The following is a 24,987-nucleotide window of genomic DNA, read 5'->3' as shown; positions in this document are numbered from 1 at the left end:
GACAAGATGACGAACAAGAGTGCACGCACGCGTGCAATGCTGTGGCCAATAGTATTCGCCATTGCATACTTCGGGTGTGCCCACATCGCGCTGTCCCTGACTAGCGGCGAAGACGGCATTGCGGCCGTCTGGCCTGCAAGTGGGGTCTATGTTGCAGGCCTGATCTTGTTCAAGCAAGCCAGGCGCAATGCGCTCATTATCGGTGTCGCGCTTGGGTCGCTTGCGGCAAACCTCCTCGCCGATGGCTCGTTTCTATCGGCGCTCGGCTATACGCTGGCCAACCTCGTTGAAGGCGGGATCGTCCTTGCCGTCATGAGCTTCCTGCTTCGCGACGACGGGTTGTTCGCACGCCCCCGGGTGATTGCCGGTTTCACTATCGCTGCTTTTCTTGCGAGCGCAGTCAGCGCCGGACTTGCCGCTCTGCTGACCGGCATGTGGGAACAGAAGTTCATCGTTTCCTGGCTTACGACCGTGCTGCTCGGCATGTTGACTGTGACGCCTACGATCCTCTTCGTCGCCCAGGACACGGATCATGCCCGCAGGCTCATTTCGCTTCCCGCCTTCTGGCTGTTCATTGCCACTTGTCTCGCCAGCGTGGCCGCCTTCGGACAGGCCCTGTATCCACTCTTCTTCCTGCCTATGGTCGTCGTGCTCTTCACGACATTCCTCGTCGGGCTGAGCGGCGCTTCGATCGCGTTGCTCATCGTGGCGGGGATAGGGTCGTTATTGACGGCGATGGGCTATGGAATCGTGAGCCAGTCATTCGACGGGATCGAGGGGCAGGTGATGTTCTTCCAGGTGTACCTTTTCGCGCTCGTCATTTCGGTCCTTCCGATTGCCGTGCTCCTGACCCGTCATGGAGAGGACATCGAAAGACTTGCCGCGAGCAAGCGCGCACTCGAAGCCGCCGAGGATGCCGCGCAGATGGGACACTGGCGCTACGCGCTTGCGAGCAACGACGTTACTTGGTCGCCCGGTGCGCAAAAGGTGCTCGGTACTTCCCAACAGCAGACGAAGGGTATCGATGCGCTCGTCGATGCCCATCACCCGGAATGCAGGGAGCAGGCCAATCACGCGATCTCAGTCGCACTACGCGCGGGTCTTCCGTTCTCCTATGTCGGATCTATCGTTCGGCAGGACGGTGCACACAGGCGCGTCAAGTTTCGCACCGAGGTAGAGTTCGACGCACGCGGCGAAATCGCCACGATCCTGGGCACCCTGATCGACATCGAGGATTCGCTCGGTGCCATCGTGCCCCCGACCGACAACCCTCAAGAGGGAATCGAAGACAAGGCGCCCCTCTAGCGCTCCCTGTTTGACTCGACTTCGCGGAGTTGCGAGACTCCGTGCCGAAGCGACCTACTGAGAGGTGCGCGACCGATGCGGTTCGATCGAGCCGCGAACACGAATTCCAAAGGAACTCCATGACCACTCCCAACAGCGGTGACACCGTGACCATCGACTATATCCTCCGCCGCACCGACGGGGAGGAGATTGCCAATACCGCGCAGGTCGGGGCGCAGGAGATTACGCTCGGTAACGGCCAGATTTTCCCGCAGATCGAGGAAGCGCTGACCGGCATGGAGATCGGCGATGCGCAGACCGTCTCGATCCCGGTCGACCAGGCATTCGGGCAACGCAATGCGGCGCTCGTCATGGACCTGCCGCGCGCGAACCTGCCGCCGGAGCCCGCTCCGCAGCCCGGCATGGCATTGCAGGCGCAGACGCCCGACGGGCAGCCGATGATGCTGCAGATCCTCGAAGTGGGCGAGGAGACGGTGAAGGTCGACGGCAATCACCCGCTCGCGGGCGAGGACCTGACCTTCGATCTCACCTTGCGGGCGATCAAGCCCAAGATCTGATTTCGGCCCGGGTCAGGGCGCGACCCAGCGCCCTTCCTCGCCATCGAACTGCGCGCGCATGTGGCCCGTGTGCGCGAGGTAGAGCCAGTCGAAGGAGCGGACCTCGACCAGCAGGATCGCGAAATTGTCGCGTGCCGGCATGACCTGTTCGTCGGTCGGCTGGATGCCCTCCGCCCAGTCGGGGAGGCCAGAAGTCGGCATGTCGCTGAGCGCGCCCGGTCCATCTCCGAGATAGCAGCGGCGGGCGAAGTTCGTGCCAGCGTCCCATGCAGCCTGCACCGCGGGCGTATCATGCTCTATCCGCCCCTCGCCGCGGCAGCGGACCTGGATCTTCTGGCCCTTGTCGTAGAGCAGCACCCCGACCGGAGCGCCCTCGCCGATCGTGCGCGCCTTCGGGCTGCGCAGGTCCGTGTGGAAGCGTAGAAGGCGCTTTCCCGCGTCGAATTCACGCAGGACCATGACGCGCAGGTCCGCATCGGCCGTCGCGACGACGGGCGTGTGCATCGGCGATTTGCGGTCTTTCGCGGCGCGGACCAGGCGGCGATCGATGTCGGCGCGGATGTCTTCGAGCGTCTCGTACATCGCGCTCCCCTCCTCCCAACATCGTTCAGCGTCAAGTCATTCAGACTTCTCTAGAGAAACCTTAACGCACGCCGCAATGACCGGTTCAGTTTCGGGTCATTTGCCGAATCCTAACAGGTTCTTACCGAACAGGGCCGCACTGGGTGGGCAGCGGCAGCCGACTTCATTGGCCGGAGCATATCCGGCCTGCTCAATTGGAGAGCCGCAATGACACTCAAGGAACTACTGACCGCGGGCAGCGCGTCGGCCCTCGCGCTTGCGATGGCTTTCGTCGCTGTTCCTGCGGAAGCGGAAGCCGCCGAGGCGCAGCAGCGTGCCGAACGTGGCGACCGTGATCGCGGGCAAGCCCGCCAGAACCGCGGCGAACGCCGCGAAGCGCGGCGGGATCGCCGTGGCAATCGCCAGCAGGCCCGGCAGGAACGTCGCCGCGACCGCGCAGCCGTCGCGCCGCAGCGTAGCCAGCGTCCCGCGCAGGTACGCAATGAACGCCGTGGTGAGCGCCGCGCCGAACGCCGTGACCGTGGTCCGGCCATCGCTCCGGCACAGGCACGCCGCCAGGCCCAGATCGACCGCCGCGAGCGCGCGATGGATCGCCGCAGCAATGCGCGCGGCGACCGCTTCGAACGCCGCGTCGATCGTCGGGCAGACCGCCGTGCCGATCGCAGGGTCGAACGCCGCACCGACCGCCGTGTCGAACGCCGCGAGCGCAATCGCAGCTATGCCGATACCTCGCGCAACCGGACCTATCGGGATGGCTACCGCGACGGTCGCCGTGCCGACCGCAGGGATGATCGCCGCGATACGAGGCGGGCCTACCGTGAAGGTCGCCGCGACGGCTACCGCGACAGCTACCGGGATGGTCGCCGTTACCGTGACGGCTATCGCGACCAGCGCCGCTACGACCGCAACCACCGCCGGTGGGACCGTCGCAGCTGGCGGAACAACCACCGCTACAACTGGCGCAACTACCGCACCTACAACCGGAACATCTACCGGCTCGGCCACTATTACGCGCCGTATCGCGGATATCGTTATCGCCGCCTGAGCATCGGCTTCTATCTCGACAGCCTGTTCTTCTCGGCCCGGTATTACATCAACGATCCGTGGCGCTACCGCCTGCCGGAGGTCTACGGCCCCTATCGCTGGGTCCGCTATTACGACGACGTACTGCTCGTGGACATCTACTCCGGCGAAGTGGTCGACGTGATCTACGACTTCTTCTGGTAAGCGACCAAAGCTTCGCCGCGCGGGAGAGTGGCCCGCGCGGACAGGGAACCCCCGTCCTGACCATCAGGGCGGGGGTTCATTTTTTGCCTTCGAAGAATTGCCCGTTCAGGCCTTGCCGAAGGGCAGCATGCGGAAAATGCCGCCGGCCTTGTCGAAGAATGTGTGCTTGAGCGCGCCGAGGATGTGCAGGCCGATCAGGTAGATCAGGATCGAGCCTCCGGTACCGTGAAGCTCGAAGATTGCCTTGCCGGTGTCCGCATTCTCGCCGACCGGCAGCGCGGGCCAGGTGAACAGGCCCCACATGTCGATGCCCTTGCCGTAGAAGCTGCTCGCGAGCCAGCCGCCGATCGGCAGGCCGATCAGCATGACGTAGAAGATGACATGGACGGTGCGCGCCAGTACGCGCTCCCAGTTCGCCAGCGTCGACGGCAGCGGCGGCACCTTGTGCGTGAGACGCCATGCCAGCCGCCCGAGCGTCAGCAGCAGGATGGTAATCCCCAGCGCCTTGTGATCGGCCATGATCGCCCCGGCGGCCTCCCGCGAGGCGGCGTGCTCGGCGTTCTCCGCGATACGCCAGTTCCAGATTACGGCGATCGCGATGATCCAGTGAAATGCCATCGCCCCGAGCGAATAGCGCGTTTGACCCTCAGCCATTTTGTTCTCCCTCCCTCAAGGAATTGGCGGAAGATAGCAGCGCATTCGCGCCGGTCCAGCAGAAGGCTTGCGAGCGGCGACAGCGATGCTACCAAATGCCGCGATGGCGAAGACTGAAACGATACCCGATCGCGATGCGCTCAAGCGCGTCGGCAATACCGTCCGCAAACGGCTCGAAGCCGATCCGCGCGCCTACAAGGTACCGACCGACAAGCTCGAGCTGTATGGCATAGGCGGCTTCCTGACCGGCGCTGAGTGCGAGCGGCTGGTGACGATGATCGATCTCGTCGCGCAGCCGAGCGAGCTGTTCAAGGTCGACTATTCGACCGGTTTCCGCACGTCCTACTCGGGCAATCTCAACCCGCACGATCCCTTCATCATGGGTATCTCGCGGCGGATCGACGACCTGCTCGGCATGAAACCGGAAACGGGCGAGGCGATCCAGGGCCAGCGCTACCTGCCGGGGCAGGAGTTCAAGCCGCACAACGACTGGTTCTACACGACCGAGGAATACTGGAAGCTCGAACGCAAGCGCGGCGGCCAGCGCAGCTGGACCGCGATGGCCTTCCTCAACCCGGTCAAGCAGGGCGGCGCGACGCATTTCACCCACGCCGGCCTCAGCATCGATCCCAAGCCGGGGGCGTTGCTCGTGTGGAACAATGCCGATGAAACCGGTAAGCCGAACGAGGACGCGATGCATGCCGGCACGCCCGTGCTCGACGGGGTGAAATACATCATCACCAAGTGGTACCGCACCCGCAAATGGGGGTGAGGCGACCGCGCCAGCCTGTCAGGCGCGGTCCAGAGCCTCTGCGATCAGCTTGCGGCTGTTCTCGATGCCGTAGAGCGCGATGAAGCTGCCCATGCGCGGCCCCTGGTCGCTGCCGAGCAGCGTCTGGTAGAGCGCCTTGAACCAGTCGCGCAGGTTTTCGAAACCGAACTCCTCGCGCTTGCCGATCTCGTAGACTTCCGTCTGCAGGTCTTCGGCCGACATGTCTGCCGGAGCCTTGGCGAGGAAATCGTCTAGCGCTCGAAGGGCTGCAGCCTCCGTCTCGGTCGGCGCGCGCTTGACGAGATGCGGCGCGACGAAATCGCGGTTGTAGGCGAGCGCAGTCGAAACCAGCTCGTCGAGCTTGGGATGCGCGGCCGGATCGGCGTTCTCGACATAATTGCCGAGGTAGGACCACACCGCGTCGCGCTCCGCCTCCGCGCCGAGCACGCTGACGAGGTTGAGCAACAGGCCGTAGGTCACCGGCAGGCTGTCGCCCGCGCCGGGTGCCTCGCTGCCCTCAAAACCGCCGTTTGCGCGCTCGAGATGCCAGACCGGGTTGCCGAGCTGCTTGTCGAGCGGCTGTTCGGCGAGGCGTTCGCGGAACTGCCAGTAATCGTCGACCGCGCGCGGGATCACGCCCACGTGGAGCTGCTTGGCACTCTTCGGGTTCGGGAAGATGTAGAAGCCGAGCGAATCCTCGCTGCCGTAGGTCAGCCATTCCTCGATCGTCAGGCCGTTGCCCTTCGACTTGGAAATCTTCTCGCCGTTCTCGTCGAGGAACATCTCGTAGATGAGCCCCTCCGGCTTGCGGCCGCCGAGTACCTTGACGATCTTGCCCGACTGCACACCGCTGTCGGTCAGGTCCTTGCCGTACATCTCGTAGTCGACGCCGAGCGCATACCAGCGCATCGCCCAGTCGACCTTCCACTGCAGCTTGGACATGCCGCCGAGGGCCGATTGTTCGACCGTTGCGCCATCTTCGTCGGTGAAGCGGATCAGGCCCGCTTCGGCATCGACCACTTCGACCGGAACTTGCAGCACACGGCCCGTGGTGGGCGAGATCGGCAGGATCGGCGAATAGGTCTGCCGCCGTTCCTCGCGCAGGGTCGGCAGCATGATGTCGAGGATGTCCTGGTTCTTGCGCAGGACCTGCCGCAGCGCATCGTCGAAACGACCCGAGTTATACATGTCGTTCGCCGCGATGAATTCGTAGTGGAATCCGAAGCGGTCGAGGAATTCGCGCAGCTTGGCATTGTTGTGCGCCGCGAAGCTCTCGTGCCCCTTCTCGAACGGATCGGGAATGCGGCTGAGCGGCTTGTGGAGGTTCTCCTCCAGAATATGCGCGTTCGGGATATTGTCGGGCACCTTGCGCAGCCCGTCCATGTCGTCGGAAAAGGCCACGAGACGGGTCTTGCCATCCTCCGGCTTCGCGCCGATCAGCGCCTCGAATGCACGGCGCACGAGCGTGGTGCGCAGGACTTCCTGAAACGTGCCGATATGCGGCAGGCCCGAGGGGCCGTAGCCGGTTTCGAACAGGATCGGCGAGCCGTCGGGCTTCGCGCCGTCCGGATAACGCTTGAGCAGCCGCTGCGCCTCCTGGAACGGCCAGGCCTTGGATACGCGTGCAGCTTCGATGAGATCGGTCATGGTCATGGTTTGGGTGCTTTGATTGAGAGCTGATTGTGTTGCAAGCGCGAAGGCGCGCGCGAGCTATGACGAAACGAACGGCCGCTTGGCCGCCTTACCTGCGTTTTCGAAGGTGTTTCTGTCGCAAAATCAAAGCCTCTCGTGTGTCGCTATCTCAAGCGACCAGCCATCCGATAAGTTCGGGCAGGCGATCCTGTCAAACCCTAGTTCGGAAAAATCAGAACCAGGCGCGAATGCCGGCGAGCAGCTTGAAGCCGGCCGCATCTTCGCCATTGGCGCGCGCGATGTCGGCCGTCTCGCCGAGTTTCGCTTCGTATTCGATGCCGATGTAGGGCGCGAACTCGCGGGCCATTTCGTAGCGCAGGCGCAGGCCCGGCTCGATCTTGGTCAGCCCTGCACCGATCTCCCGCTCGGGGATGTCCTGTGCCGCCAGTTCGAGCTCGACGCGAGGCTGGAGGATCAGGCGCTGGGTGATCTTCTGGTCGTACTCGCCCTCGATCCGCGCAGTCACATCGCCGCGGTCGGAAAGGAATGCCGCCGCATCGACATGGAACATGTAAGGCGCGAGGCCCTGAACGCCGAGTGCGAGGTGGCTCCGCGTCTCCGGCTCGATATCGAGCCGCGCGCCCGCCTGGAAATCCCAGAACGGGCCGATCGCATGGCTCCAGAGCAGCTGGACTTCCGCATCTTCGACTGCGCCGCCGAACTCGCCCTCGCCTTCGGTCTTGAAGAAAATCTTGTCGATATCGCCGCCGTACCAGGCCTGGCCGTCCCACAGGAAACCGTCCTCGCCGCCCTCGGTCGGAATGCGCGCCTCGAGCCGCTCGATCATCACGACGCCGGTTTTCATGTCGCCATGAGTCGCATGGTTCGCAGCACGGGCACGGGCCATGGTCTCCTCACCCCAGATCGCGTCGGCTGCGTGGAGCGGGCCTTCGAATGCGCGGGGCGGGACAGCGCTTTCGGGCGCTGCGCCGGGAGCGGACTTGTCATCCGCGCCATGATTCATCTGGCCATGATCCATACCGGCGTGGCGAGCGTGTTCGTCCTGCTGGGATGAAGCCCCATGGCCCGAATGATCCATCGCGCTGTGACCGGCATGCTCGTCCTTCGCGGCATCGGTCGTGTGCCCCGAATGGTCCATCTTCGAGTGGTCCATCGCACCGTGCTGCGAATGATCCTCGGGCGTCTCGTGCTTCGGTGGGCACTGCTCGGGCGGGAGATGGCCCATCGCGCAATGGTCCATCTCGGGCTCGGCAGGCTGGGCCTGGTGCCCGGCATGCGCAGAGTGGTCCTGTGCGGCGAGCGGCGTTGCGATCGCTGCCGCACCGGCAAGGAGGGCAAGCCGGATCATGCGCCGTCTCCCTTCGGGAAGGGTCGCACGGTCACGGTCTGCATCATGCCTGCGTGCATGTGATAGAGCAGGTGGCAGTGGAAGGCCCAGTCGCCCGGCTCGTTCGCGGTGACGTCGAAGGTCGCCGTGCCGCCGGGCTGCACCACGACGGTGTGCTTGAGCGGTTGGTGCATGTTGTGGCCCGGATCGCCGTTTACCAGCTCGAAGAAATGTCCGTGCAGGTGGATCGGGTGCGCCATCATCGTGTCGTTGACGAGCTTCACGCGAACTCGCTCGTCGTACCCGAAGCGGATCGGATCGTCGGTTACGGCGGAGAACTTCTTCCCGTCGAACGACCACATGTAGCGTTCCATGTTGCCGGTGAGGTGGATCTCCATCTCGCGCTCGACGGTGCGATGCGGGTTCATCCGCTTCGCCTTGAGGTCGGTGTAGCGCAGCACGCGGTGCGTCACCTTATCGAGGCCGAGGCCGGGGAAATCCATCCGGTCGACCGGCATGGGGCTGACCATGTCGACGCCCGGGCCGACCTTCACATCATCGGGAAGCTGCGAGGTATCGCGCATGGAATGGTCCATTCCGCCCGCCCCATGGTCCATGCCTTCCATGCCGCCATGTGCCGAATGGTCCATGCCGCCCATGCCCATGTCGACCATGGTCAGCGTCGGCGTCTCGCGCAATGCCGGCGGCGTCGCGCGGTGGCCCTTGTGGCTGGTGAGGCTCGCGATGCCCATTCCGCTGCGATCCATAGCCTCGGCAACGAAAGCATGGCTGCCATCGGGCGGGCTGACGATCACGTCGTAGGTTTCCGCAGTACCGATCTGGAATTCGTCGACCGTCACATCCTGCACGTCCTGCCCGTCAGCGGCGATGACCGTCATCGGAACGCCCGGAATGCGGACGTTGAAGAAGGTCATGGCGGACCCGTTGATGATGCGCAGGCGCACCTTTTCGCCCGGCGTGAACAGGAATTCGAGATCGTCCGCCGGGCCGTGGCCGTTGACGAGGTAGGTGTAGGTCGAGCCGGTGACATCGGAAATGTCGCGCGGGTTCATCCGCATGCCGCCCCACATGATCCGCTCGCCGATCGGCATATCGCCCTCGGTCGCAGTCTGCATGGTGTTGTTGAAGTAATGCTCTCCGACCTTCAGCTTACGGGCGATTTCATGCGGATGCATCGGCGTGAATTCGCTGAGCAGCACGACGTAATCGCGGTCGTAGCGAGGATCGGGTTCGGCGGCCTCGACGACGATGGGGCCGTAATGCCCCGCCTGCTCCTGCAGGCCCGAGTGGCTGTGCCACCAGTAGGTGCCGTTCTGGCGGATCGGGAATTCGTAGGTGAAGGTCTCGCCCGGCTTGATACCCGGGAAGCTGACGCCCGGTACGCCGTCGAACTGGAACGGCAGCAGCAGCCCGTGCCAGTGGATCGAGCTATCCTCCGCGAGGTCGTTCTTCACGTGAAGCCGGACGTTCTGCCCTTCGCGCAGGCGCACCAGCGGGCCCGGCACGGTGCCGTTGACCGCGAAGGCATGGCCCGAGCGCCCGCCCGTTTCGAAGTGGTGGTCGGCGATCCGCAGGTGGATATCCTCGCCCGACACCTCGCCAAAGCCGCGCCCCGCGTGCGTAAGCGATCGCCCCCTGGCCCATGCGGGCATGGCTAGCGTCGAAGCGGCTGCGAGTGCGGCGGAACCGGTAATCAGGCGGCGACGGGAAAGCTGGATGGTCATGGTACCTGTAGTGCTTGCGAAGCGTGATATCGCGCTCCTATATATACCCCCGAGGGGTATAGCCAAGGGATCGTTTCGCAATGTCCGATGCAGCCGACGCAAAGATCAAACGTCTCAACCGGATTGCCGGCCAGGTGCGCGGTGTTGCGCAGATGGTCGAGGACGGTCGGTACTGCATGGACGTGCTCAACCAGATCGCGGCGATCAAGTCGGCCCTCGCCAAAGTCGAGAGCCAGGTCCTCAAGGATCACGCCGCCTGCTGCGTCTCCGAGGCGATTGCCAGCGGAGACGAAGCACAGCAGCGCGAGAAGTTCGAAGAACTCATCGAACTGATGGAACGCCAGCGCCGCTAGGTCCCTGTTTCGACTTCCTCGCGAAGTTCCGGGGTCATCGGCTTTTCGAGCGCGTCCTCCGCTTCATCGAGCAGCTTGGGGGTCAGTTCTGCGGTGCGCGGCGGGATTGGTGTTCCATCGCCCTGCTCGCCGTTGACCTCGATATCCTCGAGCAGGAGCTTCATCTCGGCGATTTCCTTCACCTGCGCCTCGATGATCGCATCGGCCAGCTTGCGCACGCGCGGATCGCTGATCTCTGCACGGCGACTGGTCAGGACGGCGATCGAGTGGTGCGGGATCATCGCCTTCATCCACGCCTCGTCATCGACCGTCTGCTGGCTGCGGGCGAGAAAGAGGAACAGGGCGAAACCGATGACCGCCCCGACCATGACGAGCACCTTGGTCGCGAAACTCTTGTACATGCCCCACATGAAACCGAGCATGATGACGATCATCGCCATGCCCATCATCAGCGCCATCCACATGCGGGTCTGGCTGAAGAAGATGTGATCGGGCTCGTAGACGTTCGAATATTTGAGCACGAACATCGTCACGATCGACGTCGCGATCATGGCGAAAAACGTTGTCCATTTACCGCCGTGGGAACTTCCGTTTTCGCTCGAATGAGTGTTGGACATTGTAGTTTCTCCTGTTTTCCGCCCAACGGACGGTCCCAAAGGCTGGTTCCAATTGTCCGGAGCCCCTTGCGGCCCGTTCCACTTGTGTTCTAACGCGCGGACGTGGCTGTACCGCTCCCCCTTCCAGCTATTCACGCCTCCCATGCGGGCACATGGATTCGCGACGCCAATGGCGCGACGCGGGGCAGTTCCAAGGGCGAGGCGATCGTCGCCGCATCCGACACCCCGATGCTGCTGCTCAATGCCCCGCTTGTGGCGACGCGGCTTGGCTATCCCGACCTGTCCTGTCTCGACCTGCTCGAACTGTTCGCGTTCGTGCACCCCGCCCGCTTCTGCGTACCGACGCCCAAGGGGCTCGCGAGCGCGTTGGGTCTGGATCCGCCCGAGAGCGACGACGCGGTACCCGCAATGCTTCAGCAGGCGGCCGGTGTGCTCGTGGAGCACTGCGAGAGCGAGGACTGGCCCGAACGTGAAGGCGCCTGGTCCTCGCTGCAATCGCTGATGCGGCTGCGGTGGCCTTGGGCGCAGGTCCTCTCACCCCATGTCGCCAAGCCGGTGAAACCGGAAAAATGGCTCTTTTCGCGTCTGCCGGAATGGGAGGAAACCGCCGACCGACCGCAGCCTGCGCAAGTGCTGATCGAGGAGAACGAGGTCGAGGCGCAGCTCGAACATCTCACCGGCCTCGGTGCGGAACGGCGCGAGGGGCAGCGCAATTACGCCAAGGCCGTCGCCGGCGTGTTCGCGCCGCGCGACCAGAGGAAGCTGCCGCACGTCCTACTTGCACAGGCGGGCACGGGGATCGGCAAGACGCTGGGCTATCTCGCGCCTGCTTCGCTGTGGGCCGCCGCTTCGCAAGGGACGGTCTGGGTTTCGACCTTCACCAAGAACCTCCAGCGCCAACTTCGCGGCGAGGCGCGGCGAGCCTGGCCCGACAAGCGCGGCGACGGTTCGCAGCCGGTCGTCGTGCGCAAGGGGCGCGAGAATTACCTCTGCCTCCTCAACCTCGAGGACGCTCTTCAGGGCGGCTTCGGCGGGCGAGCGGCGATCCTCGCGCAGCTGGTGGCGCGCTGGGCGGCCTATTCGCAGGATGGCGACATGATCGGCGGCGACTTGCCAGGCTGGCTCGGCACGCTGTTCAGGAAGCGAGGTATCGCCTCGCTCACCGACCAGCGCGGCGAGTGCGTCTATGCGGGCTGCCCGCATTACCGGAAGTGCTTCATCGAACATGCCGCGCGGGCGAGCGCGCAAGCCGACCTCGTCATCGCCAACCACGCCCTGGTGATGGTCAACGCCGCGCGCGGCCGCGATCATGCCCAGCGCCCGACCCGCATCGTATTCGACGAGGGTCATCATGTCTTTCACGCGGCGGATTCGACCTTCTCTGCCGCTCTTTCCGGGCAGGAAGCGATCGAGCTGCGCCGCTGGATCATCGGGCCGGAGCGCAAGTCCAAGGGCCGCAGGCGCGGGCTTGCGGCGCGGCTCGCCGATATTGCGAGCTATGACGAAGATGGCGGCGAGGCGATCGAAGCGGCGATCGAGGCAGCAGGCGCCCTTCCCTCCGACGGCTGGCTCCAACGCCTCAACGACGGCGAGGCATTCGGTGCAATCGAGAAGCTGCTAGCCGCCGTGCGGGCACTGACCTATGCGCGCGACGAAAGCGGCGGGCAGGAAGCCGGCTACGGAATCGAAACCGAAGTCGCGCAGCTGCCGGGCAATCTCATCCAAGCCGCGCAGGAGGCTGAGCGGGCACTCGCCGCCATCCGCGCACCGCTGGTGAAGCTAGGTGTGAGGCTCGAGGCGATTCTCGAGGACGCGCCCGACTGGCTCGATGCGCAGGGACGCGCGCGGATCGAGGGCGCGCGCCATTCGCTTTCGTGGCGAGTGAACCTGATCGCAGCGTGGGAAGCCCTGCTCGACCGTCTCGGCGGCCCGGCAGACCCCGAATTCGTCGACTGGTTCGCGGTCGACAGGTCGGAAGCGCGCGAGTTCGATGTCGGCATCCATCGCCACTGGCTCGACCCGATGAAACCCTTCGCCAAGGTCGTGCTTGAGCCGAGCCACGGCGTCATGCTGACCAGCGCGACCCTGCGCGATGCAGACGACTGGCAAAGCGCCATCGAGGCAAGCGGCGCGCCGCATATCGAGGTCGAGCCACGCCTGTCCGAAGCGCAAAGCCCGTTCGATTATGCCAACCGGGCCGAGGTCCTGATCGTCACCGATATCAAGCGCGGCGACTTGCCAGCGCTCTCCGGCGCCTATGCGCGCCTAATCGAGGCGGCAGGCGGCGGCGTGCTCGGCCTGTTCACTGCGATCCGGCGCCTGCGCATCGTGCATGGTCGGATTGCCGACCGCTTAGCCCGCGCGGGCCTGCCGCTCTACGCCCAGCACGTCGATCCGATCGACACCGGCACGCTGGTCGACATCTTCCGTGACGATCCCAAGGCCAGCCTGCTCGGCACCGATGCCTTGCGCGACGGGGTCGATGTCCCGGGCGAAAGCCTGCGCTGCGTCGTCATGGAGGCGGTGCCGTGGCCCAAGCCCTCGATCCTCCACCGCGCACGGCGAGCGGCGGGCGGCGGCGGGGCCTATGACGACCGCATTATCCGAGCGCGGCTCGCCCAGGCGTTTGGCCGTCTCATCCGCAGCAAGGACGACAAGGGCCATTTCGTCGTGCTATCGGCCGCCTTCCCCTCGCGCCTCCTCTCCGCCTTTCCCGAAGGCACCCCGGTCATACGGCTGACACTGGATGAGGCTTTACAACGCGTCGCGGGCGGTGTTTCAGGGGAAGCCGTGGCAGTGGAACAGAAGGACGGTCAGGAAACGTGAAGACACTCGGCCTGCTGCGCCATGCCAAGTCCGATTGGGACGACGTTGGCAAACGCGATTTCGATCGCGGGCTCAACGATCGCGGGCGCAAGGGCGCAACGCTGATCGGACGGCACATCCGCGAGCATGGGCAGGAGTGGGACATGGTGCTCGCCAGCCCGGCCGAGCGGGTCAAGCGCACGCTCGAGAACGCCCTTCCCGATGTCGAAGCGACTTGGGATGAGCGGCTGTATCTCGCCGATCCTGCGACCATCATAGAAGTCATCCAGGAGCATGCGGGCGATGCCGATGCCGTCCTAATCGCTGGCCACAATCCCGGCCTCCAGGAAATGCTCTACACGCTCGTCCCGCCGGAATCCGAGACGCCGGAATTCGACGAGGCGGCGACCAAGTATCCGACGGCGACCTATGCCGTGTTCGAGCTTCGGATCGACGACTGGTCCGACTTGGCGAAGGATTGCGGCAAGCTCGTCCACTTCAAGCGGCCGCGCGATCTGGACCCGGCGCTCGGTCCGGAAAGCTAGCGCAGCACCTGCCGCGGCCCCGGCCCTTCCGACGCGAGCCGGTCTTCCGTATTGTAGAGGCGGCACTTCTTCAAGCTGAGGCAACCGCACCCGATACAGCCGTCGAGCTGGTCGCGCGTGCGCTGGAGCATGGTGATCTTCGCATCGATCTCGCCCCGGATCGAGCGGCTGATCGCACGCCAGTCGCGCGCGGTAGGATTGCGTCCCTGAGGGAGCCGCTTCAGCTCCTCCTCGATCGCCGACAGCGAGAGGCCGAGCTGCTGTGCTATGAGGATAAAACTCAGCCGCCGGATATCGGAGCGCAGGAAGCGGCGCTGGTTGCCGCTCGTGCGCAGCGCCTCAATCAGGCCCTTCTCCTCGTAGAAGCGGATCGCCGAGACCGACAGGCCCGTTCGCCGTGCGAGCTCCCCAATGGGAAGCAGATCCGTGCTCGATTTTCCGGTCATTCGCATAAGCTAGCGCAGAAAGCGTTTGACCTCAACCTTACTTGAGGTTCCATTTCTATGGACGCCCGATTCGCGAGGGGCTTCTTCTCGCGCAACGCAAGGAGCGTCATCATGCCGAAAGGCCAGATCGAACACGCCAATCTTACCGTATCCGACCCCGAGCGCAGCGCAGCGCTCTTCACGCGCCTGCTTGGTTGGCACGAGCGCTGGCGCGGACCATCGCAACTAGGCGGCAAGACAATCCATGTCGGCGACGAGACGACCTACCTCGCTCTCTACACCGACGGCGAGGCGCGGGAACGGTTCAGCAAGGGGCAGCCGCTCAATCACGTCGGACTGCTGGTGGACGACCTCGACGCGGCGGAAACCATTGTCGCGGACGCGGGCCTCGAGCCTTTCGGACACGATGACTATGAGCCGGGCCGCCGGTTCTATTTCTTCGACTGGGACGGGATCGAATTCGAGGTGGTCAGCTATGAATGAGCCGCTGATCCGCGAACCGCTTTTCGCCCGCCGTCAAAGCAGCGAAGCCTGCGAGGCCCCGCCCGACCAGGGCTGGTCGGTCCGGTCGATCTCGAGGTCGCCTTCCCAAGGCCGGCAGAGAGCACGCGCCTCGGCAGGCTCGCCGCCCGTCCAGACGGCATAGTCGTCCGGCGCAAGGATGACCGGCATGCGGGTGTGCACCTCGGCTGCGACGCCTGCCGCATCGGTCATCACCATCGAGTAGGCGGGGCCCCATTCATCGGTGTCCCGCCAAATCGCCGCGCAGGCGAACAGTTCGGCGCCGGGGATCGAAAGCCAGCTTCGGGTCTTGGCCCCCTTCGTCCCCTCCGCCTCGGCCCATGCGGTCAGCGGGAGGAGGCAGCGGCGTTCCTCGAAACTGTAGCGCCAGAAGAAGCTGTCGAGCTTGTCGGTGCGGGTGTTGTTGACCGGCTTGGGCTTCAGCGGCTGGCCGTTCTTGCCTTTCATCTGCAGCGGGAAGCCCCAGCTCATCTTCGTTAGCTTGCCGTCCGCGATCACTGCGCCGGGATAGCCGGGATAGACTTCGCTGCCGAAATTCGCGCCGCCCATCTCGTTGATCGCATCGAACCACTTGGCGACCTCGTCGGCGTTCTTGGTCATGCGGTAGAGATTGCACATGGCTCAGGCTCCTGCGTTGCCGACGACGAAGCAGGCTGCCGCCATTAATGCGCCTGCCCAGCGGTTCGAACGGAACCGCTCGAGCGGATTGTCCGGATCGTCGGCATCGAGCGTTACCACCTGCCAGCCGAGATGCATTGCGACCGGCAGCAGCGTCAGCAATGCGATCCAGTCCTCGCGCAGCAGCCAAAAGCCCAGCCCCCAGAGCGCAAGGGTGGCGGCGTAGAACATCGCCACGCCTGCCTTCACTTTGGAGCCGAGGCGCAGCGCGCTCGACCGGATGCCGACCAGCGCATCGTCTTCCCGGTCCTGTAGCGCATAGATCGTGTCGTAGCCGATGACCCACAGCGCCGAGCCGAGATAGATCGCCGCCAGCGCATCGAGATTGTCGGTGCGAAACTGGGTCCAGCCGACCAGCAGCCCCCATGTGAAGACCATCCCGAGCCATGCCTGCGGCCACCAGGTGATCCGCTTCATGAAGGGATAGGCCGCAACCAGTACGATGCTCGCCAGCGCGACGATCTGTGCCTCCAGGCGCAGTTGCAGCAGTACGACCAGTCCGACGAGGCACAGCGCGAGTAGCCAGCCCCAGGCCACCTTTTTCGATATGCGCCCGCTTGCGACCGGGCGAACGGCTGTGCGCGCGACTTTCCGGTCGAGATCGGCATCGACGATGTCGTTGTAGACGCAGCCCGCGCCCCGCATTGCAATGCTGCCCAGCAACAGCCAGCCGAGCATGGCGAACTGCCAGCCCGCACCGGCCAGCCACACGCCCCAGACGCAGGGCCAAAACAGGAGCCACCAGCCAATCGGCCGGTCGAATCGCGCCAATTGTGCAAGGTCTCTCGGAACTTGCGGGAGCCGGGCGACGAGGCCGCGATGTTCGCTGTCGGGGACGATCTGTTCGTTCACGCTTGCTCCCTAGCGCCGGGCGGGCCTAGTGCAAAGCCATGCCCGCGACACCCGCCTGGCCGCCCCGCAGCGCACCGCGCCTGTTCGTCGAGCAGCGGCTCGAGGAAGGCGGCTCAGTGCCGGTCGAAGGTAATCAGGCGCATTATCTTTCGCGGGTCATGCGTGTCGGCGAAGGCGATGCTGTGATCCTTTGCGACAACCAGACCGGCGAATGGGCCGCGAAAGTCGCTTCTGCGGGAAAGCGGCGCATCGAGCTGTCGGTGGTCGAAAAACTGCGCGAACGCGAGAGTGTGCCGGATTTCTGGCTCTGCCCCGCCCTGCTCAAGAAGGACCGCTTCGACCTTGTGCTCGAGAAGGCGACCGAGCTCGGAGTGGCGAGGATCGCACCTGTCGTCACGCGGCGCTGCGTGGCGGACAAGCTCAATCTCGATCGCGCCCGGACGATCGTGACTGAAGCAGCCGAACAATGCGCACGCACAGCGCTCCCCGACATTGCCGGGGTCGAAAAGCTCGGAACACTGCTGCGCGAATGGCCGACGGGCCGCGCGCTTTATTTTGCCGACGAATTGGGCGGCCAGCCGGCACTCGAAGCGTTTGCAGCGCACGACGGCCCGGCCGGCCTGCTGATCGGCCCGGAAGGCGGTTTCGACGATGCGGAGCGCGAGCTGATCCGCGCCCATCCCGAGGCCAAAGCCATTTCCCTTGGCCCTCGCATTCTGCGCGGCGAAACGGCGGCGATTGCGGCAATCTCGGCATGGATGGCCTCGCGCGGGGATTGGGCCTGAGAATGGGTCCGAGCCTGCGGCGCGCAAGATTGACTACCCGTTGCAGAATGCAATTTGCACTTTTCTCAACAATCTCTCGCGCCTAGGGCCGTTGCCATGAGCACACGGGAGAGTTCGGGGGCCGAAGACCCCATCATCGAGAGCCGCGACCAACTCGTCGCTCCGATGCAGGCTGGCGAGAAGCCGAAAGATGCCTGGCGGATAGGCACCGAACACGAGAAGCTGGTCTACAAGCGCGACGACTTTCACGCGCCATCCTATGACGAGCCTTGCGGCATCCGCGACATCCTGATGAACCTGCGCGATTTCGGTTGGGAGCCGATCGAGGAAAACGGCAAGGTCATCGCCATGAAGGGCGAAGACGGCACGGTCAGCCTCGAACCGGCAGGCCAGCTCGAACTATCCGGCGCACCGCTTGAAAACCTGCACCAGACCTGCGCGGAAACCGGCAGGCACCTTTCGCAGGTCAAGGAAATCGGAGAGCGCTGCGGCGTCGGCTTCCTCGGCCTCGGCATGTGGCCCGACAAGACGCGCGAAGAGCTGCCGATCATGCCCAAGGGGCGCTACGAGATCATGATGCGGCACATGCCGCGCGTCGGCAGCCTCGGCCTCGACATGATGCTGCGCACCTGCACCATCCAGGTGAACCTCGACTATTCGAGCGAAGCCGACATGGCGAAGAAGTTCCGCACCGGCCTTGCGCTCCAGCCGCTGGCGACCGCGCTGTTCGCCAATTCGCCGTTCACCGAGGGCAAGCCCAACGGCTACCTTTCCTATCGCAGCCACATCTGGTCCGACACCGACCCGCATCGCACCGGCATGCTGCCCTTCGTGTTCGACGAGGACTTCGGCTACGAACGCTGGGTCGACTACATGCTCGACGTGCCGATGTATTTCGTCTTCCGCGACGGCAAATATATCGACGCAGCCGGCCAGAGCTTCCGCGACTTCCTCGACGGCAAGCTGCCCGCCCTACCCGGAGAAAAGCCGACTGCGAGCGACTGGTGGGACCATCTCTCGACCGCATTCCCCGAAGTACGCCTGAAAAGCTTCCTTGAAATGCGCGGAGCCGATGGCGGGCCGTGGAGCCGCATCTGCGCCCTGCCCGCCTTCTGGGTCGGCCTGCTCTACGACCAGACTGCGCTCGATGCAGCATGGGACCGGGTCAAGCACTGGAGCGTCGAGGAACGCGAGGAACTGCGCAACGCGGTTCCCAAGCACGCGCTCGACACCCCGCTCCCGCGGGGCGGCACGATGCGCGATCTGGGCAAGGACATCCTCGAAATCGCGCGCCTCGGCCTGTCGAACCGCGCGCGGCTGAATACGAGCGGCGACAACGAGACCGGCTTCCTCGAAACGCTCGACGAGATCGTCGCAAGCGGCAAGGTTCCGGCACAGCGCCTGCTCGACAAGTATCACGGCGAATGGGCCGGCGACATCAAGCGGGTCTACAAGTACAGCTTCTGACAGCGGGGAGAGACGCCATGATCCAGATCAACGGTACGATTACACTCGATGAAGGCGTGCTCGAGCATGCGCGCGATGCGATTATCGAAATGGTCGAAGCTTCGCGCGCCGAGGATGGTTGCATCGACTACACATTCGCGCAGGACCTGAGCGACCCGAACGTCCTCGTCCTCTACGAACGCTGGCGCGACCAGGAAGCGCTCCAGGCCCATTCCCAGTCGGCGCACATGGCGAAGTTCCAGGAAGCTATGCAACAGTTCGGCCAGCCGAGCCGGAACATCCGCATGTACGCAACCGACGAGGGTACGGAGCTGTAAGGCCCTACTCCGCCGGTTGGGCGACAGCCTGTCCGCGCGGCGCCAACATCCGCGCCAAGCGCGCTAGCGGAGCGGTGATGAGGCCGTTGTGCTCCATCCACGCGTGGTATTCGCGGTACTTGGGATCCTCGCCAAGCAGGTGCGCCTCCTCGGTCTTGGCGCGCCAGTAGTAGATGGCACTCACGCAGCCGAGGAAGAAGGTGTTGCGGATGACGTCGGTCAGCGAACCGCTGGTGACGAAGAACGGCATCACCGCGCACCACCAGAAGAGGTTCTTCGACACATAGGCCGGGTGGCGAGTCCAACGGTAGGGCCCGTTGGTGATGACGCCGCGATAGGTCAGGTTCGAGAAGCGCAGGCCGAAGGCGACTGTTGCCCATGCGTAGATTCCGGTCAGGAACACCAGCAGCGCGCCCCAGCCGTAGAGCAGCACCGGGCTTCCGTAGAACCAGTGCGCCCAGCCTGCAGCGTTGACCTCGTAGGCGATCATCCCGCCCTGCCCCATGAAGGCATAGACCAGTGGCGGATAGCAGATGAGCGCGGCGAGCCAGCCCGACAGGAACGGGTTGCCGCTGCGAATATGCGCATCGAGCGGGCGCATGGTGACGAGATAGCCGACCGTGCCGATTTGCACGTCGATCACGAACAGCAGTTCGATGCACAGCTGAGCAAGCCTCACCGGGTCGGCCAGGATGCCTTCGACATTGTTCTCGACGATGAAGGCGAAGCCGCCCGGGACGATCGAAATCATGAAGGCGCTGAAGAAGCCCTTGATGATCCACGCGCGCCAATGGCGTTTGACCTCTTCGAGCTCCCAGCCGTCGCGGCCGAGGAGCATCGCTCCGAAATGCCACGCATGGTCGCGCGGCTGGACCATGTAGCGGTCGATCCACAGGACGTAGGGGACGGTCAGCAGGATGACGGGGGCTGCCGCCGCGAAGATGATCTCCATCGCGAACTGGTACTGTCCCTGCCAGTACCACCGCGCAAGGCAGTAGAGCCCGCCGATGATGGCGAAAGTCGCGTAGAGCCCCGTTACCTTGACCAGCGATGTCGACAGGTCCTGCCCGACCGGGCGCGGTGCGTCCCAGTCGATGCCGGTCGATGCCCTGCGATGGACTTTCTCGACGAACAGCGACCATGCGACCATCGGTCCGGCCGAGAAAAACAGCGCTGCGATGGCCGCATAGGGTCCGGACATCGGGGCACGCGGCCCCGGCAAGTCGAACATCTCGGCAAACCCCGCGTAATTCCTGCAGAACAGGATCCACGCGAATAGCCCGGCGAGGCCCACCAGCCCGACGGCCGGCGAGACATCACTTTGCGGCGGGCGCGATTTGGCCCCGACGAAACCCGAATGGTCGTGCGCACTCATAAGCGCACGCGTAGCGGCAAATGGTTAAGGCCCGCGTAAGGCCGATTTCCCGCCTAATCAGCGGAAAGCGTGGATCGTGCCGCCATCGTCGAGGATGTAGAGCGTGTCGCCTGCCACGATCGGCGGGAGCGAGACGCTCTCGTCGAGATCGCGGTACAGGACTGCCGAACCCTCGCCCGTGCTGATCTTGTAGACCGCACCGCGTGTGCTCGCGACCCACAGGTTGCCGCCCGCGAGGACCGGGCCGGTCCAGAAGATCGGGCCCTCCTTGTCCTTTTCATCACGGTAGCGCTGTAGCTGGGTGATCCAGCGGACCTTGCCGGTCGTGCGCGCAATGGCGAGCAGGCGCGCATCGTCGGTCAGGGCGAAAATCCACTCGCCGGCAATGGCCGGGGTCGAAATGCCCGCAACGTTGATTTCCCAGATGCGCTGGCCGGTGATGAGCTCGTAGGCGGCCATACGGCCACCCTGCCCGAGCGCGTAAACGCGGCCCTGGTCGATGATCGGGTCGGCATCGATATCGTAAAGCGAACCGACCTGCGTCGAGATCGAGGTCAGGGCCAGCGCGTCGGACCACAGCACGCGGCCGTTCTCGTAGCGATAGGCGACGAGTTCGCCCGAGCTGTAGCCGGCGAGAACCGTGCCCTGCCCGGCAGCCGGTGCTGCAACGCCGAATACACCGGCCTGCGCCGAGGAACCGGATTCCTGCCAGATGGGCGAACCGTCGGCCGTGTTGAGCGCATGGATCTGGTTGTCCTGCGTCATCACGAAGACGGAATTGAACGCGATGGTCGGCGAGCCGCGCAGCGGGCCTGCCGGCTTCACGCTCCACAGTTCCTCACCCGTTTGTGCGTCGAGAGCGACAACGTCGCCAACACCGTTGGTGGCGAATACGCGGCCGTTCGAATAGCTCGCACCGCCGCCGAACGCGGAGGTTTCGAGGCTGTCGTCGATGCGCATGCGGTAGGTCCAGCTGCGCGAGCCGGTCTGCGCGTCGAACGCGCTCACGATGCCCGAGGTATCGACAGCGTAGAGCTTGCCGCCGCCAACGACCGGAGCAGCTGCCAGGCGGCGACGATTGGTCGAGCCGGCGATATTCGCGCTCCACGCGCGCTGCGGGTTCTCGGCGAGCGAGAGGTGGCCGTTCGACTTGCCGGCGTTGCCGCCAGCCTGCGCCCAATCGGCGTTCGAAGTCGCCGGGGGAAGCACGACCGACACGCCCTGCAGCGCCGGGTCTACCACTGCGCCGGTCTGGATGCGCGAGAGGACCGGAGTGCGATCACCCACGGTCGGGGTCTGCTTCGGGCCGTCGCTCTGGAAAATCCCGCAAGCCGAAACGCTCGCAGCAAGGCCGACGGCCAGTGCGCCGCGCAGGGCGCTCGAAACCATGGAATTGCGCTTGTCAGTCATGCCAATCATTTCCGTAATCAGTTCTGCGGTGCTGCGGCGGGAGCTTCCTCGCCGCCGACCATCTGGTCGAGGACTTCGTCGACATCCTCGACTGCATCGACGCCGAGCAGGCCGGCAATCTGCCGGGCGCGCGACTTGAGCGTTTCAGGGGCGTTCTCGTCCTTGGCGATCTGCGCGAACAGCGCGCCGGCTTCCGCCTGCTTGCCCTGTTCGAGGTAGGCCATCGCGACCATTTCCGCCGCGCTGCCGAAATAGGCATGGCCCGGGGTGGCGATCGGACGCAGGCGCGAAATCACTTCGGAAGGTTCGAGATCGTCGAAGGTCGCGGCAACCTGGCGAATGGTCGCGAGATCACGCAGCGACTGCGGAGCGCTCGAGTCAGCCGCGACGGCGCCGAAGATTTCGGCGGCCTGCGCGTTGTTGCCCTGCTCCTGCGCGATGCCAGCGCGCAGCATCTGTGCCGTCGCGCGCGCACCGCCGTCGCTATCCGCGATCAGCGCATCGAGCTGGGTGCCTGCGGTATCGAGGTTGCCCGCCTCAACCTGGTCGAGCGCGGCGACCAGCGCTTCGCTGTCCTTCTCGGCCGCCGCTTCGTTCTGGCTGTCCCAGAAGAGATATCCGGCAAAGGCGAGCAGGCCGACGACGATTACCGCCAGGAGCGGCTTGCCGTAGTTCTTCGCGAAATCGGCATACTGGTCCTGACGAACGGCGTCGTCGATCTCGCGCAGGAGGACTTCGTCTTCCGCTGCCTTGCGCTGGGCCTTCTTGTCTTCGGTCTTGTCGGTCGGTGTGAGAGCCACGAGGGCGCTTCCAATCAGTTGGTGAAACGGGTTGCTGCGTCTTTAGCCGATGGGCGCTGCGATGCAATTCTTGTTGCAAGGGCTGTCCCCCGCACGGTGAACTGCACCTTAAGCAAGGTCTTAGGGAAGCGTCTTGCGCCCCATCGCCGAGGAATAGAGCCGACGGTAGGTATCGATCATCGCCTTCTCGTCGAATTCGGCGACCGCCTTCTGCCGGTTCTGCTCGCCGATCGCCTTCCGCTCGGCCTCGTCCTCGGCCAGCGGGACGAGCATCGCTTCGAGCCCGCCCTTGTCGGAAGGATTGTAGATCAGGTGCTCGTTGGCGTCGCTCACCATGTGCCGGATATCGCCGACATCGGGAGCGACGACCGGCAGGCTGGCTGCCATCGCCTCGACGACTGAAATCGGGAACTGCTCGGTCTCCGATGACAGCGCGAAAATGTCGAACAGGCCGATGTAGCGCGAGGGATCGGGCACGAAACCCGGCATGTGGAGCCGGTGCCCGATGCCGAGCCGGTTGGCCTCGTCGCGGATCGCTTCCTCTTCCGGACCTTCGCCGACGATGACCAACTGCCATGGCTCGGTAAGATGAGCGAAGGCTCGCACGAGCTCGGTCAGGTTCTTCACCTTGCGCAGGCCTGCTACCGTGCCGACCCATCTTTCGCCGCGACGCTTCACGACACCGCGCAGGGCGTCGAGTTTCGGCTTGCGGGCGAATGCCTTGGTGTCGATGCCGTTGGGAATATGCTTCACCCGGCCGAGCGGCTGCTGCCAGGTCTTGAGCGCGATTTCCTCGAGCGTTTCCGACGGTACGACGAGCCCGGACGAGCGACCCAGCGCAATCCGGCGATACCAGTTTCGCAAGGGTTTCAGTCGCTTGCGTTCGTCTTCGTTGAAACCGTCTTCATGATGGATCAGCGGCGGCAGGCCCATGTGCTGGCTGAACAGCGTATGCGCCATCACCGCGTCCATCGCGCCCCAGTTGTAGGTCAGGACGAGGTCGTAGTCCTTCATGGCCTGCGCGATCCGGTTGAGGCGCCCCGGCGTTGCCCTACCTTGAAGCGGCGGGAAGTTACGCGGGTAAGTTACTCGAATATTTTTGGAAATATGCTGCGAGGCATCCATCTGGCCGGGGACGGCCGAGACGATGGAATGCTGCACCTTCGGGCCGAAGGCGTTGATCAGCTGGACGCAGCGCAGTTCCTTCCCCCCGGCCGAAAAGGTCGAGTGAAGGTGCAGGATGCGCGCCTTGTTCGGGTTCGTATTGCTCATGATATCCTGGCGAGCAAGCTGTCGATCGCGGTCGCGGCTTCCGGCTCGGTCAGCAACGGAGCGTGGCCGGTATCGGGGACGGTGACCGCACTGGCCTCGGGAAGCTTGGCGAGCATTGTCGAAAGCACTTTCTCCGACAAGAGATCGGACTGGGCACCGCGCACCAGCAGGACCGGCCTCCCCTTGAGCGCCTCATACGCCGGCCACAGGTCGGGCGGCGCAGCGCCGTCATTGTCCGCGAAGGGTTCGGCAATCTTCATGTCGTAGTCGAAGCCGATGCGGCCGTTCTGTTGCACGACCATGCCGCGCTTGGCCATCTCGAGCCAGTCTTCCAGCTCGAACTTCGGATGCGCTTCCCCGTGCACTTCCTGCAGGGCGCGCGCTGCATGCATCCAGGTCGAATAGCTGCGTCCCTGCCCGACATATTCGCGAATACGCTCGATGCCGCCTGCCTCGATCTCGGGACCGATATCGTTGAGCACGGCGGCCACGATCCGTTCGGGAGCGATTGCCGCGAGCATCATCGTCATCAGACCGCCGAGCGAAGTGCCGACAGCGACGAAACGGTCGATCCCTTCCTGCTCGAGCAGCGCAAGGATGTCCTGCACATAGGTCGCAGGCGTGTAACTCCCGCTGTCAGTCGCATATTCGCTGTCCCCGCGGCCACGCATCTCGGGCACGATGACGCGCCAGTCGGGGCTGAGACGCTCGGCAAGCTCGGCGAAATCGCGCGAATTGCGGGTCAGGCCGTGCATGCAGAGCAAAGGCGGCTTTCCCTCGCCACCGGCATAGTCGCGAAAGTGGAGCTTCAGCCCGTCGGGGCTTTGCCAGTAGCGGTCAGTATAGGCCGTATCCATGTCGCTCCGCCGTCTACCAAGCGGGCAGCGATTTCAAGCGTCGATTTGCCAGCCAGCCCATTGC

Annotated in this window: 25 protein-coding genes; 11 read left to right on the top strand and 14 right to left on the bottom strand. The window is 64.4% G+C overall.

Annotated features, from left to right (window positions below):
* Positions 1–6: 6 nt before the first annotated feature.
* The gene (locus EO245_RS07040; RefSeq protein ID WP_164931278.1) at positions 7–1,305 is read left to right on the top strand and encodes an MASE1 domain-containing protein; all 1,299 of its coding nucleotides are present in this window, start codon (positions 7–9) and stop codon (positions 1,303–1,305) included.
* Positions 1,306–1,424: 119 nt separating this feature from the next.
* On the top strand, positions 1,425–1,862 hold the full coding sequence (locus EO245_RS07035; protein ID WP_128892256.1) for a peptidylprolyl isomerase: 438 nt from the start codon (positions 1,425–1,427) through the stop codon (positions 1,860–1,862).
* A gap of 12 nt (positions 1,863–1,874) precedes the next feature.
* Here EO245_RS07035 and EO245_RS07030 read toward each other — a convergent pair whose 3' ends face one another.
* Positions 1,875–2,444 carry a pyridoxamine 5'-phosphate oxidase family protein gene (locus EO245_RS07030; protein WP_128892255.1) on the bottom strand — a complete coding sequence of 190 codons (570 nt, stop codon included), beginning with the start codon at positions 2,442–2,444 and terminating at the stop codon, positions 1,875–1,877.
* Positions 2,445–2,651: 207 nt separating this feature from the next.
* On the opposite strand from EO245_RS07030, the gene EO245_RS07025 reads away from it, so the two are divergent.
* Complete coding sequence (locus EO245_RS07025) at positions 2,652–3,671, top strand: RcnB family protein (RefSeq protein ID WP_164931277.1); 1,020 nt, start codon at positions 2,652–2,654, stop codon at positions 3,669–3,671.
* 105 nt (positions 3,672–3,776) lie between these two features.
* Here EO245_RS07025 and EO245_RS07020 read toward each other — a convergent pair whose 3' ends face one another.
* Positions 3,777–4,325, bottom strand: coding sequence for a cytochrome b (locus tag EO245_RS07020; protein WP_128892254.1), 549 nt, complete (start codon positions 4,323–4,325; stop codon positions 3,777–3,779).
* A gap of 103 nt (positions 4,326–4,428) precedes the next feature.
* Between EO245_RS07020 and EO245_RS07015 the strand changes: the two genes are divergently transcribed.
* Complete coding sequence (locus EO245_RS07015) at positions 4,429–5,097, top strand: 2OG-Fe(II) oxygenase (protein WP_128892253.1); 669 nt, start codon at positions 4,429–4,431, stop codon at positions 5,095–5,097.
* Positions 5,098–5,115: 18 nt separating this feature from the next.
* On the opposite strand, the gene EO245_RS07010 is transcribed toward EO245_RS07015, so the two are convergent.
* The 3 genes from EO245_RS07010 to EO245_RS07000 all read right to left on the bottom strand — a co-directional run bounded on the left by EO245_RS07010 (position 5,116) and on the right by EO245_RS07000 (position 9,822).
* Entirely contained in the window at positions 5,116–6,750 is a 1,635-nt protein-coding gene (locus EO245_RS07010) for a lysine--tRNA ligase (protein WP_128892252.1), read from the bottom strand.
* Between the two features lie 211 nt (positions 6,751–6,961).
* Complete coding sequence (locus EO245_RS07005) at positions 6,962–8,098, bottom strand: copper resistance protein B (RefSeq protein WP_128892251.1); 1,137 nt, start codon at positions 8,096–8,098, stop codon at positions 6,962–6,964.
* The gene (locus tag EO245_RS07000; protein ID WP_128892250.1) at positions 8,095–9,822 is read right to left on the bottom strand and encodes a copper resistance system multicopper oxidase; all 1,728 of its coding nucleotides are present in this window, start codon (positions 9,820–9,822) and stop codon (positions 8,095–8,097) included. The genes EO245_RS07005 and EO245_RS07000 overlap by 4 nt, the downstream gene beginning before the upstream one ends.
* A gap of 80 nt (positions 9,823–9,902) precedes the next feature.
* On the opposite strand from EO245_RS07000, the gene EO245_RS06995 reads away from it, so the two are divergent.
* Positions 9,903–10,175 (top strand): metal-sensitive transcriptional regulator, encoded by a 273-nt coding sequence (locus EO245_RS06995; protein ID WP_128892249.1) that lies wholly within the window; start codon positions 9,903–9,905, stop codon positions 10,173–10,175.
* Here the strand turns inward: EO245_RS06995 and EO245_RS06990 are convergent.
* Positions 10,172–10,792: a DUF305 domain-containing protein gene (locus EO245_RS06990; RefSeq protein ID WP_128892248.1), complete on the bottom strand. Its 621-nt coding sequence runs from the start codon at positions 10,790–10,792 to the stop codon at positions 10,172–10,174. The genes EO245_RS06995 and EO245_RS06990 overlap by 4 nt on opposite strands.
* Before the next feature lie 102 nt (positions 10,793–10,894).
* Between EO245_RS06990 and EO245_RS06985 the strand changes: the two genes are divergently transcribed.
* Complete coding sequence (locus tag EO245_RS06985) at positions 10,895–13,618, top strand: ATP-dependent DNA helicase (protein WP_128892247.1); 2,724 nt, start codon at positions 10,895–10,897, stop codon at positions 13,616–13,618.
* Positions 13,615–14,142 (top strand): histidine phosphatase family protein, encoded by a 528-nt coding sequence (locus EO245_RS06980; protein ID WP_128892246.1) that lies wholly within the window; start codon positions 13,615–13,617, stop codon positions 14,140–14,142. The genes EO245_RS06985 and EO245_RS06980 overlap by 4 nt, the downstream gene beginning before the upstream one ends.
* On the opposite strand, the gene soxR is transcribed toward EO245_RS06980, so the two are convergent.
* Positions 14,139–14,588, bottom strand: a complete 450-nt coding sequence (gene soxR, locus EO245_RS06975; protein ID WP_128892245.1) for a redox-sensitive transcriptional activator SoxR — start codon at positions 14,586–14,588, stop codon at positions 14,139–14,141. The two genes, EO245_RS06980 and soxR, sit on opposite strands and share 4 nt — an antisense overlap.
* Before the next feature lie 111 nt (positions 14,589–14,699).
* Here soxR and EO245_RS06970 point away from each other — a divergent pair, with 111 nt between their 5' ends.
* On the top strand, positions 14,700–15,071 hold the full coding sequence (locus tag EO245_RS06970) for a VOC family protein (RefSeq protein WP_128892244.1): 372 nt from the start codon (positions 14,700–14,702) through the stop codon (positions 15,069–15,071).
* Positions 15,072–15,104: 33 nt separating this feature from the next.
* Here EO245_RS06970 and EO245_RS06965 read toward each other — a convergent pair whose 3' ends face one another.
* Entirely contained in the window at positions 15,105–15,728 is a 624-nt protein-coding gene (locus EO245_RS06965; protein ID WP_128892243.1) for an SOS response-associated peptidase, read from the bottom strand.
* A gap of 3 nt (positions 15,729–15,731) precedes the next feature.
* Positions 15,732–16,640, bottom strand: a complete 909-nt coding sequence (ubiA, locus tag EO245_RS06960) for a 4-hydroxybenzoate octaprenyltransferase (protein ID WP_128892242.1) — start codon at positions 16,638–16,640, stop codon at positions 15,732–15,734.
* Positions 16,641–16,678: 38 nt separating this feature from the next.
* Between ubiA and EO245_RS06955 the strand changes: the two genes are divergently transcribed.
* The 3 genes from EO245_RS06955 to EO245_RS06945 all read left to right on the top strand — a co-directional run bounded on the left by EO245_RS06955 (position 16,679) and on the right by EO245_RS06945 (position 19,209).
* Complete coding sequence (locus EO245_RS06955) at positions 16,679–17,425, top strand: 16S rRNA (uracil(1498)-N(3))-methyltransferase (protein ID WP_128892241.1); 747 nt, start codon at positions 16,679–16,681, stop codon at positions 17,423–17,425.
* A 96-nt stretch (positions 17,426–17,521) separates the two neighbouring features.
* Positions 17,522–18,892 carry a glutamate--cysteine ligase gene (locus EO245_RS06950; RefSeq protein ID WP_128892240.1) on the top strand — a complete coding sequence of 457 codons (1,371 nt, stop codon included), beginning with the start codon at positions 17,522–17,524 and terminating at the stop codon, positions 18,890–18,892.
* Positions 18,893–18,909: 17 nt separating this feature from the next.
* Positions 18,910–19,209: a putative quinol monooxygenase gene (locus EO245_RS06945; protein WP_128892239.1), complete on the top strand. Its 300-nt coding sequence runs from the start codon at positions 18,910–18,912 to the stop codon at positions 19,207–19,209.
* Positions 19,210–19,213: 4 nt separating this feature from the next.
* Here EO245_RS06945 and EO245_RS06940 read toward each other — a convergent pair whose 3' ends face one another.
* The 5 genes from EO245_RS06940 to EO245_RS06920 all read right to left on the bottom strand — a co-directional run bounded on the left by EO245_RS06940 (position 19,214) and on the right by EO245_RS06920 (position 24,923).
* Positions 19,214–20,584, bottom strand: coding sequence for an isoprenylcysteine carboxylmethyltransferase family protein (locus EO245_RS06940; RefSeq protein ID WP_128892238.1), 1,371 nt, complete (start codon positions 20,582–20,584; stop codon positions 19,214–19,216).
* 57 nt (positions 20,585–20,641) lie between these two features.
* Positions 20,642–21,994, bottom strand: coding sequence for a PQQ-binding-like beta-propeller repeat protein (locus EO245_RS06935; RefSeq protein ID WP_234026838.1), 1,353 nt, complete (start codon positions 21,992–21,994; stop codon positions 20,642–20,644).
* A gap of 17 nt (positions 21,995–22,011) precedes the next feature.
* Complete coding sequence (locus tag EO245_RS06930; protein ID WP_128892236.1) at positions 22,012–22,794, bottom strand: tetratricopeptide repeat protein; 783 nt, start codon at positions 22,792–22,794, stop codon at positions 22,012–22,014.
* A gap of 120 nt (positions 22,795–22,914) precedes the next feature.
* A complete protein-coding gene (locus EO245_RS06925; RefSeq protein ID WP_128892235.1) occupies positions 22,915–24,066 on the bottom strand; it encodes a glycosyltransferase family 4 protein in 1,152 nt (383 codons plus the stop codon).
* Entirely contained in the window at positions 24,063–24,923 is an 861-nt protein-coding gene (locus EO245_RS06920; RefSeq protein WP_128892234.1) for an alpha/beta fold hydrolase, read from the bottom strand. The genes EO245_RS06925 and EO245_RS06920 overlap by 4 nt, the downstream gene beginning before the upstream one ends.
* Between the last annotated feature and the right edge of the window lie 64 nt (positions 24,924–24,987).

The organism is Erythrobacter sp. HKB08, from assembly GCF_004114695.1.
Lineage (GTDB): Bacteria > Pseudomonadota > Alphaproteobacteria > Sphingomonadales > Sphingomonadaceae > Parerythrobacter_A.
The sequence above is the reverse complement of the archived record's forward strand: the minus strand, read 5'-3'. Positions and strand labels throughout refer to the sequence as shown.

What these genes read in the sequence shown, in the direction of transcription:
- EO245_RS07040 (WP_164931278.1), top strand. Translation starts at nt 7, where the DNA reads ATGACGAACAAGAGTGCACGCACGCGTGCAATGCTGTGGCCAATAGTA.
- EO245_RS07035 (WP_128892256.1), top strand. Translation starts at nt 1,425, where the DNA reads ATGACCACTCCCAACAGCGGTGACACCGTGACCATCGACTATATCCTC.
- EO245_RS07030 (WP_128892255.1), bottom strand. Translation starts at nt 2,444, where the DNA reads ATGTACGAGACGCTCGAAGACATCCGCGCCGACATCGATCGCCGCCTG.
- EO245_RS07025 (WP_164931277.1), top strand. Translation starts at nt 2,652, where the DNA reads ATGACACTCAAGGAACTACTGACCGCGGGCAGCGCGTCGGCCCTCGCG.
- EO245_RS07020 (WP_128892254.1), bottom strand. Translation starts at nt 4,325, where the DNA reads ATGGCTGAGGGTCAAACGCGCTATTCGCTCGGGGCGATGGCATTTCAC.
- EO245_RS07015 (WP_128892253.1), top strand. Translation starts at nt 4,429, where the DNA reads ATGGCGAAGACTGAAACGATACCCGATCGCGATGCGCTCAAGCGCGTC.
- EO245_RS07010 (WP_128892252.1), bottom strand. Translation starts at nt 6,750, where the DNA reads ATGACCATGACCGATCTCATCGAAGCTGCACGCGTATCCAAGGCCTGG.
- EO245_RS07005 (WP_128892251.1), bottom strand. Translation starts at nt 8,098, where the DNA reads ATGATCCGGCTTGCCCTCCTTGCCGGTGCGGCAGCGATCGCAACGCCG.
- EO245_RS07000 (WP_128892250.1), bottom strand. Translation starts at nt 9,822, where the DNA reads ATGACCATCCAGCTTTCCCGTCGCCGCCTGATTACCGGTTCCGCCGCA.
- EO245_RS06995 (WP_128892249.1), top strand. Translation starts at nt 9,903, where the DNA reads ATGTCCGATGCAGCCGACGCAAAGATCAAACGTCTCAACCGGATTGCC.
- EO245_RS06990 (WP_128892248.1), bottom strand. Translation starts at nt 10,792, where the DNA reads ATGTCCAACACTCATTCGAGCGAAAACGGAAGTTCCCACGGCGGTAAA.
- soxR (WP_128892245.1), bottom strand. Translation starts at nt 14,588, where the DNA reads ATGACCGGAAAATCGAGCACGGATCTGCTTCCCATTGGGGAGCTCGCA.
- EO245_RS06970 (WP_128892244.1), top strand. Translation starts at nt 14,700, where the DNA reads ATGCCGAAAGGCCAGATCGAACACGCCAATCTTACCGTATCCGACCCC.
- EO245_RS06965 (WP_128892243.1), bottom strand. Translation starts at nt 15,728, where the DNA reads ATGTGCAATCTCTACCGCATGACCAAGAACGCCGACGAGGTCGCCAAG.
- EO245_RS06955 (WP_128892241.1), top strand. Translation starts at nt 16,679, where the DNA reads ATGCCCGCGACACCCGCCTGGCCGCCCCGCAGCGCACCGCGCCTGTTC.
- EO245_RS06950 (WP_128892240.1), top strand. Translation starts at nt 17,522, where the DNA reads ATGAGCACACGGGAGAGTTCGGGGGCCGAAGACCCCATCATCGAGAGC.
- EO245_RS06945 (WP_128892239.1), top strand. Translation starts at nt 18,910, where the DNA reads ATGATCCAGATCAACGGTACGATTACACTCGATGAAGGCGTGCTCGAG.
- EO245_RS06940 (WP_128892238.1), bottom strand. Translation starts at nt 20,584, where the DNA reads ATGAGTGCGCACGACCATTCGGGTTTCGTCGGGGCCAAATCGCGCCCG.
- EO245_RS06935 (WP_234026838.1), bottom strand. Translation starts at nt 21,994, where the DNA reads ATGACTGACAAGCGCAATTCCATGGTTTCGAGCGCCCTGCGCGGCGCA.
- EO245_RS06925 (WP_128892235.1), bottom strand. Translation starts at nt 24,066, where the DNA reads ATGAGCAATACGAACCCGAACAAGGCGCGCATCCTGCACCTTCACTCG.
- EO245_RS06920 (WP_128892234.1), bottom strand. Translation starts at nt 24,923, where the DNA reads ATGGATACGGCCTATACTGACCGCTACTGGCAAAGCCCCGACGGGCTG.